Origin of the sequence: Ohtaekwangia sp., from assembly GCF_036568665.1 — a bacterium.
Lineage (GTDB): Bacteria > Bacteroidota > Bacteroidia > Cytophagales > Cyclobacteriaceae > Ohtaekwangia.
Map to the genome: position 1 here is coordinate 1 of NZ_DATCSD010000466.1, position 10,062 is coordinate 10,062.

Here is a 10,062-nt window from a genome sequence, read left to right on the forward strand (position 1 = left end):
TCTGATCAGACTTCGTTACACAACCCCTGGGCTGGTGGTTATTATCCTGCAGGACTAAGCCTGGAAGAGTCTAATCATTTGATGGCAAGTGATCCTGCATCGTTCAAAACAAAAGTGCAGGCTTCGTTGCAACGGCATGCCAAGGCAATCAATAAACATACGGCGCGTGGTACCTATTTCTTCGATTATGGCAACGCGTTCTTATTGGAAGCTTCACGTGCCGGTGCCGATGTGTGGGCGAAAGATGGAATCAATTTCCGTTATCCTTCTTATGTGCAAGACATTATGGGGCCCTTGTGTTTCGACTATGGCTTCGGACCGTTCCGCTGGGTTTGTACATCCGGTCGTGAAGAAGATCTGGATTATACCGATACACTGGCGAAGGAAGTACTGGAAGATATACTGAAAGAAGCTCCGAAAGATATACATCCGCAATTGCAGGATAACATCCGGTGGATCACCCAGGCGAAGCAGAATAAGCTCGTAGTAGGATCAAAAGCTCGTATACTATATGCCGATGCCGAAGGGAGAATACGTATAGCCCAGGCGTTTAATAAAGCGATTCGTGAAGGCAAGATAGGCGCTGTGGTGTTAGGGCGCGATCATCACGATGTATCCGGAACCGATAGTCCGTACCGAGAAACTTCCAATATATATGATGGTTCGAGGTTTACGGCCGATATGGCGGTGCATAATGTAATAGGCGATTCATTTCGTGGAGCAACGTGGGTGTCCATTCACAACGGTGGGGGTGTAGGCTGGGGAGAAGTAATAAACGGAGGCTTTGGCTTGTTGCTGGATGGCAGCGATGATGCTGACCGTAAATTACAGAACATGCTATACTTTGATGTAACCAACGGCATAGCACGGAGAGCATGGGCACGTAACGATCATGCTATAACTACGATTCAATGTGCGGTAAAAAATCAGACCAGCCTTCGTATAACGCTGCCTAACGAAGTAAACGGCACTTTACTAGACAACATCGTACCTTAACCGTTGTAAATTTTCTTCGTTTGATTGTTTGTCTAAAATTTGCGCCACTAACAATCAAACGTCATATGAAAAAACTAATTACTTTTTTGCTATCCCTGATAGCGTTCTTGTCGACAGTATATGTACAGGCACAGACAAAGCAGGGTAGTCTTGTTTTCGGTGGTGGTCTGGGTTATACATCAAACCGTCAGGAAACTGCGGCTGAGGATATAAAGACCTCTACAGTTTCTTTCTCTCCCAGCGTAGGTTACTTTGTTATTGATAACCTTTCTGTGGGTATAGACCTTCAATTGTCACAAACTAAAAGAGATGATGGTTTCGGTGGCGATGATAAGGTAAAGACTTTTTTAGCAGGTCCTTTTGTTCGCTACTATAAATTTACCAGCAACGATAAATTCGCTTTCTATGGCCAGGCAGGTTTCCAGTTCGGAACAACGAAAACAGAGCCAGATGGCGGGAACGAAGTAAAATCCGGTACTTTCAATTTCTATATATCTCCGGGCTTCTCGTATTTCTTCAACGAACACTGGGCTCTTGATCTGCAGTTCCGCGGCATCCAATATCAGACATACGACCCCAACAAAGATGTAGATAACAACAAGCAAACTTCATTTACTTTTGGTGTAGATTCTCTTGATCCTACATTGGGCGTGCGTTTTTATCTGGGAAAATAATCGCTAGCCGTTAATCGTCAGTGGGTTCGCATTAATCTGTGTAATGCCTAACTATTGACGTATAATGTATAACGGATAACGAACAGCGTCTATCGAATAAAATAAACCTCTGTTGCAGAACAGAGGTTTATTTGTTTGCAGGCATTATCTTTGTAGTCATACGAGTGAACTGAATACCGGATATAGTACTATACTTTTTAGGTATAATATTTATCAGGGTATATAAGTTATCTCTAAACAAAACTACGAACACATGAAAAACAACCGATTAAAGTTTTTAATGATTGCTGTGCTCACGCTGACGAGTGCAGGCGTATTTGCGCAGGCTCAATTTGCCATTGGTATAAAGGCCGGGCCCAATTTTGCAAATCTGAATACGAGTGAGGGAGTAGGCGCCAATTACAAGAACAGAACAGGTTTTCACGCAGGTGCATTCGCGTTGATAAAATTATCAAAGATTGGTATTCAGCCTGAAGTACTTTTCTCTCAGCAAGGCTCAACTTTCAAGTATAGCGGCAGTCCTGATCTGAAAGCTAACTTTAGTTATGTGAATGTTCCGATCCTGATAAAACTATATACTATAGCAGGTATTAACATTCAGGCGGGGCCTCAATTCGGTTTCCTGACATCGGCTAAACGTGAAAATTATGATTCAACTTCTGGTCAGGTTACAGAACAAAGCATCAAGAATGATGTGAAAAAATCAGACGTGAGCGTGGCGCTTGGTTTAGGATGGGATCTTCCTTTTGGTTTAACGATCGATGGAAGATATAATTTAGGTCTGTCGGATATAAATTCCGGAGCCTCAGCTGAAAGTATAAAAAATCAGGTGTGGCAATTCTCTATCGGTTACAAACTTATAAAACTGGGTAAGTAGTATATATTTACTCTTAATAAAAAAGCTGCTCACAATAATGAGCAGCTTTTTTTATGCTTGTTGGTTTTTCCAATGATAAAGATTATCAAAAGGCTCTTCTTCGTATAGTATAAATCCGTTAGCAGTATAAAACTGATTGGATTTACTTTCCTTCAAGGCAGACAGTATAATTTTACAGGAACTTTTGCGGGCATCTTTTTTTATAGCATCCAGTACAACCTTGCCAATTCCACGACTCTGATAGGCCGGAAGTATATAGAAATGCTCCACTTTTATAATTCCTTCTGAACGCAGAAGAGCATAGAACCCGATGATAGTTTCATCCAGCAGAACGAGTGTTGTGTCAGCAGGTCTGAAGTTTTCGATTAATCTTTCTCGTGCGCGTTGCGGATCAAAGCGTCCTATATTTTCAAGACTCTCTTTCATGGCAGCAATTCTGATTGCCACCAGCATCTCAATGTCAGAAGGTTGTGATACCTGAAACCCTATAGATATACCGGCCACGTTGGAGAGATCAATCTACTTTTATCAGGTAGTAATTCTTCTTTCCTTTTTGTGCGAGCAGGTATTTATTCTGTAGCAGATCGAATGATGCTTTTTGATTGGGGTCGCTCAGCTTTACTTTATTGATGCTTACGCCACCTGCCTGGATCATTTTACGTGCTTCACCTTTCGAAGGAAACACAAGGCTGCCGGTGGTAACGGAGAGTAAATCGGTTACACTGGCGCATTCATCCAACACACTGCGGCTGATCGTTGTTTGAGGTACGCCTTCAAATAAAGCCAGTAATGTATCTTCATCCAGTCCTTGCAGGTCTTCAGTGGTAGAATTACCGAAGAGTATATTGGATGCCTTCACAGCTTTTTCATATTCTTCTGTCGAGTGAACAGTAATGGTAATGTCTTGTGCCAATGCCTGCTGAAGTTTGCGCAGGTGAGGAGCCGTTGCATGTTCTGCAATAAGGGAGTCGATCTCTTCTTTTGTTTTCAGCGTAAAGATGCGAATGAAGTTCGTGGCATCTTCATCCGATACATTCAACCAGTATTGATAGAATTTATAGGGAGATGTCTTCTTTGGATCAAGCCATACATTGCCACCTTCAGTTTTACCGAACTTGGTACCATCAGCTTTGGTGATCAATTTGGTGGTGAGTGCGAATGCATCACCATCGGATTTTCTGCGGATCAACTCAGTGCCGGTAACTATATTTCCCCACTGATCAGAACCACCCATCTGCAACTTGCAGTGTTTGTTCTCATATAGCCAGTAGAAATCGTAGCCTTGTACAAGCTGGTAAGTAAACTCTGTAAATGATAAACCAGTTTCCAGGCGTTTCTGAACAGAGTCTTTCGCCATCATATAGTTTACAGTTATATGCTTACCTACATCGCGAATAAAATCGAGGAAACGAAACTCTTTAAACCAGTCGTAGTTATTCACCATCTCGGCACCATTCGCTCCACTGAAGTCGAGGAATTTTTCGAGCTGCTGGCGTACACACGCAACGTTGTGTTGCAATACATCTTCAGAAAGTAAATTACGTTCTGCGGATTTACCGGACGGATCGCCCACCATACCCGTGGCACCACCTACCAGCGCAACGGGTTTATGACCACATCGTTGAAAATGTACCAGTGTCATGATCTGCACCAGGTGACCTATATGCAGTGAATCGGCCGTAGGATCAAAGCCGATATAGCCCGAGGTAACTTCCTTGTTCAGTTGATCTTCCGTACCCGGCATTACATCATGCACCATACCGCGCCAGCGCAGTTCTTCTACAAAATTCTTTTTCATTTTTCTTCAGTGGCGCAAATATGGCGAGTCGGTTCCGGGTTTCAAAGTTCAGGGCACAATGTTCGGTTGAACATGGCCCTGAACGTTTAAAAAACAGGAGGTATACGCCTCTTATTCAATGATATATTGATAGATCGGATCAAGCTTGGTGGTATAGTCCAGCTTGCATACCTCGTCCAGCAAGCCGTTCTCAATGTGATACACCCACCCGAGAATATTGGGGCGCTGCTCATTCTTCCAGGCGCGCTGCACAATAGAAGTCTTGGCCAGGTTATTACATTGCTCTATAACATTCAGCTCTATAAGTCTGTCGGCACGCTTATCAAAGTCCTCGATCTTCTCTAATTCCTCGCGATGGAACCGATAAGTATCTTTGATGTTACGAAGCCACTTGTTCAGCAGTCCGTATTCATTGTTAGTCATAGCAGCACGTACACCACCACATCCATAGTGGCCGCATACAATGATGTTCTTTACTTTCAATACCTGCACAGCATATTGCAGTACACTTAGCAGGTTCAGATCAGTATGCACCACCAGGTTGGCAATGTTTCGGTGTACGAAAATTTCGCCCGGCTCAGTGCCCGTTACTTCGTTGGCAGGTACACGACTGTCGGAGCAACCGATCCAGAGAAACTCAGGTGTCTGCACATGCAGGTGTCGTTTAAAATAATCCTGATCATATTTTACGCGCTCTTGCGCCCATGCTTTGTTTTGAAGAATTAATTTTTTGTATGATTCCATGAAATACTAGTTTGACTTTCTGAAAAATTCACTTGAGGATGAGTAACTCTTTTTTAATTCTACCTGGATATTCCTGCTTGGAGCATTCAGTATAAAATCCTGGATCGTTTCAATGATATCTGCATCAATGAACTGAGAGCTGCCTCCGTCAATAATAAGATTAGCGCCTTCGGGTATACGCTCGAAGGTTTGTCGTAAGACAGATTTATTTAAGAATGAAACATTATAGTTTAAGCGAAGCAGGTAATTATCGCCATGTTTTACAATGGAGATAGCTTCGTGAAAATTACTTTTCAATACGAAGAATACACCTACAATTATACCGATAAATATACCCACCAGCAGGTTGGTGATCAGTATAGCAGCAATGGTAACAACAAATGGTATAAACTGTTCCCATCCCTTGCGGAACATCTCGCGGTATAATGAGGGTTTGGTAAGTTTATACCCCGTCACTAAAAGTATACCAGCCAAAGCAGCGAGGGGTATAAGATTTAGCAGCGTAGGTATAAACACTACTGCCGTAAGCAGCATCGTTCCGTGCAGTATAGTCGAGAGTTTAGTACGCGCACCGGCATTGATGTTGGCTGAGGAGCGTACAATTACCGCTGTGATAGGAAGTCCACCCAGCATACCCGAAACAAAATTACCGATACCCTGTGCACGAAGCTCGCGATTCAACGGTGTTATGCGTTTAAATTCATCCAGCTTGTCACACGCTTCTATACTTAACAAACTTTCAAGACTTGCTACCAATGCTATAGTAACTGCGGTGATATAGATTTTAGGATTACCGAGTTGTGAGAAATCAGGAGCAGAGAACAGCGAAAGGAAATCGGAGAAGTCTTTCGATACCGGTAAAGTTACCAGGTGCTCTGGCTGTATGCTAAGTATAGTATTCGATGATTGAAACACCAGGTTCAGGGCTATACCTACCAACACGGCTATCAGCGGGCCCGGTATATATTGAAATACCTTGTGCTTCTTTAATGCCGGTTTATCCCAGATGATGAGGATGAGAATCGACAGTAAACATACCAGGATCGCACCGGGTGAAACATAGTTTATAGCAGAAAGAATTTCGGTAAAAGTATTTTCCCCATCCGGCTGAAAGAATGTTTCGTCACCTTCATAATCCTTGTCATATCCCAACGCATGCGGAATCTGTTTCAGAATGAGGATGAGCCCGATAGCGGAGAGCATACCTTTAATAACACTGGACGGAAAGAAATGTCCGATCGATCCAGCCTTTGCTAGTCCCAGTATAAATTGAAGTATACCGGCAATAACCACGGCCAGCAGAAAGGTTTGATAGGCGCCCAGATCATGTATAGCCTGGATCACGATGGCGGTGAGTCCGGCAGCCGGACCACTCACACTCAGATTAGACCCGCTCAGTGATCCGATAACAATACCTCCCACAACACCGGCAATTATACCGGAAAGGAGAGGAGCACCGGAAGCTAAGGCAATACCCAGGCACAACGGTAACGCTACCAGGAATACAACAACACTGGCAGGAATATCATATTTAAAATTCCCTAAAGGGTTTGAAACATTTCGCATGTGTATAAAATATAGAATGAAAAAAACAGCATACCGTGTTATGCCCCATTAAGTGCTATAACATGAATCAAAGAGTATACTCAATCCTTGTCTATAGTCAACAGGACGAGTGCACGGGATTCTTCAGTATGAAAATATATAGGAGTAAAAATGAACAGATCAGGCCTCGGGAGGCGGGCTGACTGTTTCTTTGCTGCGTGTTAAGAGCTTGGCAGCAGTATGCATGTATTGATTCTTATTGGCATCAACACCGGGAATGATGCTGAAGTACTGGTGTATCTGTGGTATCTCGATTTCAGAAAACAACGATGATTCTTCTTCAGAGGAGCCTGCTATATCTTTTTCTTCTTCCGTAGCAGAGCCGGCCACGAGTTTGGCAATGTTCTCTACCATATTATGATCCTCTAACAGGCGTAGAGCTTCTACTTCCGCCAGGAAGAGGTTCATGTTGAAGAAGATGATCACTGTAAACAGCGTCATCAGTCTCCGTGCGAATATGTTAGTGAACACGTTCATTTAGCTTTCAAAAATACGCTATTTTTTTAATTTGGTTTCGTTTCGCTTTATCGGAAAGTTAAAGTAGTATTATAAATGACTTATTTTTCCTGTTTCAATGCGTTAATGACCAGACAGATGAATTATAATCTAATACTTTTATAATTTTCGCACCGAATACAAATATTCACTTATAAGCACTATAACGATACTATGAAACAGCCCGATTCACTTAACCTTGTAGCAGAATTTCACACTACCTTTAAGCATCCTATATTACCGGAACCCGCTATTCCGGGTGAAGATCGTTGCAAGCTTCGTGTAGCGCTGATTGCAGAAGAACTGAAGGAACTGGAGGTAGCCATACTGGAAAAAGATATAGTAAGTGTAGCCGATGCCTTGTGCGACATCCAATATGTACTCTCCGGTGCTATACTTGAATTTGGCTTAGGCGATAAATTCAAAGCACTCTTTGAAGAAGTGCAGCGCTCAAACATGAGCAAAGCCTGCCATACCGAAGAAGAAGCGAAAGCTACGGTAGATCATTACTTTAAGAAAGATGGCACCGAGTGTTACTATAAACAGGAAGATGGTAAGTGGCTGGTATACCGCAAGTCGGATAATAAAACCATCAAGTCGATTGCGTATAGCCCGGCCGATCTGGATGCGATCCTGAACAAGCGCTAGGCCTGCCGTTGTAAATCAGATATAAAATTCAAATTGAAAGATAGCATCCTGGCCACGCTGTTGTAGGGGATTGATTGCCAGGATGTGTGCCTCGTTGTAAGCCTTTATAAATTCCGTTCTGCTAATGCGAAGTTTACTCTGCCCCGGCTTAATGCGGTGATACTGCATTCTGCCGGAGGTGTTGGCTGTTGCAGTATAGATAAAGCTAAACTGCAATGGAATAGGAGAGGGGATGTATCGCATAGCAGACGACTCATCATGCACTGTACGTATTTCTGAAATCCAGTTCTATGATCGCATTCTGCTGCGCATTGTATTGTGCCAGAAGTGCATACGCGCACTGCGGAACATAATTAAACTGCTCTTCCAACTCATCAATCTTCATACAAAGCTCACGCACATAGAAGCGGATCTGCTCCAGGTTTCTGCATGCTGACGGTCTCTCGAAATTCCGGGAGGTGAATGACTTCAGCTCCATCTCGATTTTTTTGCGCTCGTAATCAGTCATATTGTTGTGTAATAATACACAATTATACGTAATATAAATGATTCAAAACAAGTATTTATGTGGAAAATTACACAATTAAAAAACGCACTATAATCCCTTGTCGGTCCCGACATCAAGCTAAAGTCATAGTATACTTAGTTGGGGTGTAATTACTTGATTAGGAGAATGATAAAGTGACTAGGGTAAAGTAATTTGATAGATACTTAATCGAGTGAATTTTTAGTTACCCAGTAACGATAGGCAATGAGCGCCTGGGCAAATTTACTCAGTCGGGTTATGTCTCTCCGGCTATACCGTGGCATGATCAGTTTGTTTATTTTGGCCAGAATTTTAAAGAATGATTTTGCCGGCATGGGGTAATATGTTTATTTCCTAAATCGTTTTAATCCTTATATTTAAAAGTACTAACCTTATTCTGAATGCAAACAACACAAAGCCCTTTTCTCGATATATGGAACCTTACCATGGTGGCTGGTGCCATTGTTATGACTGCTGTTGGCGTCATAATCTATCTCTTACACAAGCTTCGTCTTTCAGCCATTAAGGATTACAAGGGTAAGTATGATTTTATTAACGAGAAAGAGATCAGGAACTATAAGAAAGTATTTATCTGCTTTGCTGTTGCCGCCCTCATGCTCATCAACTTATATAGCATGGGTAAACTTCATACCGTAGAAGTATGGTTCTTTGTTCGCCTGTTCATGTCTATAGCCGGAGGTACCCTGGTAGCGTATGTAGCTTCACTTATACTGGATTATTATTACCCTACTGTGTTAAACCGTAAGCTGAAGAAGTGGCGCTATATGCCTCGCACCAGCAAGGCCGGTAACAAAATGAGATTGCTGAGTGAAGAAGAAGAAGATGTACACTTAGAAGAAGGTATGCAGGCGGAAGAAAATGTTTTCTCGATCGACTATGATGTATGGATCGATGAAAAATCGGGAGAAGTAAAGATCGATAAATATCCCGGCCACCTGCAGGCATTGAAGTGTAACAGTTGTGGCTTCTATACCATGCGTGTTGTAAAAGAAGAAATTACGCGCCATCCGAGTAAAGATGCTCCGGGTGAATTGATTAAGAACTTTCAGTGTTCTTACTGCAAGTCGGTGCGTGCAACAGCCTATAACATTTCTACCAAAGAAGCAGACGATTACCGAAACCAGGGTATGCACAGCTTCAAACGCAATAAAAATATTGATATGGTGCGCGTTGAAATACACTCCAGCACTTCCGGGAAAAAGTTCTTCGAGTTTCAAAACCTGGAGCAGGCTCAGAAGTTCCTCGATGAATATGACGCTGAAAAGAACAGTTAGACGTGAAAATGATCTGAAATTGATTTTTTTACGTTAAGGGCTTTAAGGCATGCGATTTGCCAACAGTATACAGAATTAAATATTGAAAGGATGAAGAAAACAGTTATTGTGGGGATCATAAGTTCGGTGCTGTTCGTACCAAGTCTCCTTTTCGCAGGTAATGTTGCAGATACAACCCGTTTGAAACCGAAACCAGTATTTGGTAAAGAGGCGAAGGTTGTAACCTATATATTGGATAATAATCATTACAGGAAGATCACGTTAAACGATTCGATGTCGTCTGCTATACTCGATAGCTATATCAAGAATCTGGATAACAATAAAACGTATTTTAATACCACCGATCTTGCCGGATTTGAAAAGTATAGAACGAGTCTCGATGATCAGACACGTGCCGAAAATGT

12 protein-coding genes and 2 pseudogenes are annotated in these 10,062 nt (G+C 42.4%); 6 read left to right on the forward strand and 8 right to left on the reverse strand.

Annotated features, from left to right (window positions below; all coding sequences use genetic code 11):
* From VIN08_RS27305 to VIN08_RS27315, 3 genes and pseudogenes are all read left to right on the forward strand, one after another.
* A pseudogene (locus VIN08_RS27305) lies at positions 1–996 on the forward strand (urocanate hydratase); the annotation flags it as partial.
* Positions 997–1,061: 65 nt separating this feature from the next.
* Entirely contained in the window at positions 1,062–1,670 is a 609-nt protein-coding gene (locus VIN08_RS27310; RefSeq protein WP_331972657.1) for a porin family protein, read from the forward strand.
* A gap of 253 nt (positions 1,671–1,923) precedes the next feature.
* Positions 1,924–2,547 carry a porin family protein gene (locus VIN08_RS27315; RefSeq protein WP_331972660.1) on the forward strand — a complete coding sequence of 208 codons (624 nt, stop codon included), beginning with the start codon at positions 1,924–1,926 and terminating at the stop codon, positions 2,545–2,547.
* Between the two features lie 51 nt (positions 2,548–2,598).
* Here the strand turns inward: VIN08_RS27315 and VIN08_RS27320 are convergent, their stop codons facing one another.
* The 5 genes from VIN08_RS27320 to VIN08_RS27340 form a co-directional block, all read right to left on the reverse strand.
* The gene (locus VIN08_RS27320) at positions 2,599–3,051 is read right to left on the reverse strand and encodes a GNAT family N-acetyltransferase (RefSeq protein ID WP_331972663.1); all 453 of its coding nucleotides are present in this window, start codon (positions 3,049–3,051) and stop codon (positions 2,599–2,601) included.
* A 10-nt stretch (positions 3,052–3,061) separates the two neighbouring features.
* Positions 3,062–4,345 (reverse strand): tyrosine--tRNA ligase, encoded by a 1,284-nt coding sequence (gene tyrS / locus VIN08_RS27325; RefSeq protein ID WP_331972666.1) that lies wholly within the window; start codon positions 4,343–4,345, stop codon positions 3,062–3,064.
* Positions 4,346–4,456: 111 nt separating this feature from the next.
* Positions 4,457–5,089, reverse strand: coding sequence for a carbonic anhydrase (locus VIN08_RS27330; protein ID WP_331972669.1), 633 nt, complete (start codon positions 5,087–5,089; stop codon positions 4,457–4,459).
* A 6-nt stretch (positions 5,090–5,095) separates the two neighbouring features.
* Positions 5,096–6,655, reverse strand: a complete 1,560-nt coding sequence (locus tag VIN08_RS27335) for a SulP family inorganic anion transporter (protein WP_331972672.1) — start codon at positions 6,653–6,655, stop codon at positions 5,096–5,098.
* Positions 6,656–6,814: 159 nt separating this feature from the next.
* Complete coding sequence (locus VIN08_RS27340; RefSeq protein WP_331972675.1) at positions 6,815–7,135, reverse strand: hypothetical protein; 321 nt, start codon at positions 7,133–7,135, stop codon at positions 6,815–6,817.
* A 228-nt stretch (positions 7,136–7,363) separates the two neighbouring features.
* Here VIN08_RS27340 and VIN08_RS27345 point away from each other — a divergent pair, with 228 nt between their 5' ends.
* A complete protein-coding gene (locus tag VIN08_RS27345) occupies positions 7,364–7,837 on the forward strand; it encodes a nucleoside triphosphate pyrophosphohydrolase family protein (RefSeq protein ID WP_331972678.1) in 474 nt (157 codons plus the stop codon).
* 15 nt (positions 7,838–7,852) lie between these two features.
* Here VIN08_RS27345 and VIN08_RS27350 read toward each other — a convergent pair whose 3' ends face one another.
* The 3 genes from VIN08_RS27350 to VIN08_RS27360 all read right to left on the reverse strand — a co-directional run bounded on the left by VIN08_RS27350 (position 7,853) and on the right by VIN08_RS27360 (position 8,698).
* Positions 7,853–8,080, reverse strand: a complete 228-nt coding sequence (locus VIN08_RS27350; protein WP_331972681.1) for a hypothetical protein — start codon at positions 8,078–8,080, stop codon at positions 7,853–7,855.
* A gap of 13 nt (positions 8,081–8,093) precedes the next feature.
* Entirely contained in the window at positions 8,094–8,345 is a 252-nt protein-coding gene (locus tag VIN08_RS27355; protein ID WP_331972684.1) for a hypothetical protein, read from the reverse strand.
* 203 nt (positions 8,346–8,548) lie between these two features.
* On the reverse strand, positions 8,549–8,698 hold the full coding sequence (locus VIN08_RS27360) for a hypothetical protein (RefSeq protein WP_331972687.1): 150 nt from the start codon (positions 8,696–8,698) through the stop codon (positions 8,549–8,551).
* 66 nt (positions 8,699–8,764) lie between these two features.
* Here VIN08_RS27360 and VIN08_RS27365 point away from each other — a divergent pair, with 66 nt between their 5' ends.
* Together VIN08_RS27365 and VIN08_RS27370 are read left to right on the forward strand one after the other, a co-directional pair.
* Entirely contained in the window at positions 8,765–9,658 is an 894-nt protein-coding gene (locus VIN08_RS27365; protein WP_331972690.1) for a hypothetical protein, read from the forward strand.
* Positions 9,659–9,838: 180 nt separating this feature from the next.
* Positions 9,839–10,062, forward strand: a pseudogene (locus VIN08_RS27370) (tail-specific protease); the annotation flags it as partial.

Coding starts and splice junctions, on each gene's coding strand:
- VIN08_RS27335 (WP_331972672.1), bottom strand. CDS start 6,655: ATGCGAAATGTTTCAAACCCTTTAGGGAATTTTAAATATGATATTCCT.
- VIN08_RS27330 (WP_331972669.1), bottom strand. CDS start 5,089: ATGGAATCATACAAAAAATTAATTCTTCAAAACAAAGCATGGGCGCAA.
- VIN08_RS27355 (WP_331972684.1), bottom strand. CDS start 8,345: ATGACTGATTACGAGCGCAAAAAAATCGAGATGGAGCTGAAGTCATTC.
- VIN08_RS27360 (WP_331972687.1), bottom strand. CDS start 8,698: ATGCCGGCAAAATCATTCTTTAAAATTCTGGCCAAAATAAACAAACTG.
- VIN08_RS27340 (WP_331972675.1), bottom strand. CDS start 7,135: ATGACGCTGTTTACAGTGATCATCTTCTTCAACATGAACCTCTTCCTG.
- VIN08_RS27315 (WP_331972660.1), top strand. CDS start 1,924: ATGAAAAACAACCGATTAAAGTTTTTAATGATTGCTGTGCTCACGCTG.
- VIN08_RS27345 (WP_331972678.1), top strand. CDS start 7,364: ATGAAACAGCCCGATTCACTTAACCTTGTAGCAGAATTTCACACTACC.
- VIN08_RS27350 (WP_331972681.1), bottom strand. CDS start 8,080: ATGCGATACATCCCCTCTCCTATTCCATTGCAGTTTAGCTTTATCTAT.
- VIN08_RS27365 (WP_331972690.1), top strand. CDS start 8,765: ATGCAAACAACACAAAGCCCTTTTCTCGATATATGGAACCTTACCATG.
- VIN08_RS27310 (WP_331972657.1), top strand. CDS start 1,062: ATGAAAAAACTAATTACTTTTTTGCTATCCCTGATAGCGTTCTTGTCG.
- tyrS (WP_331972666.1), bottom strand. CDS start 4,345: ATGAAAAAGAATTTTGTAGAAGAACTGCGCTGGCGCGGTATGGTGCAT.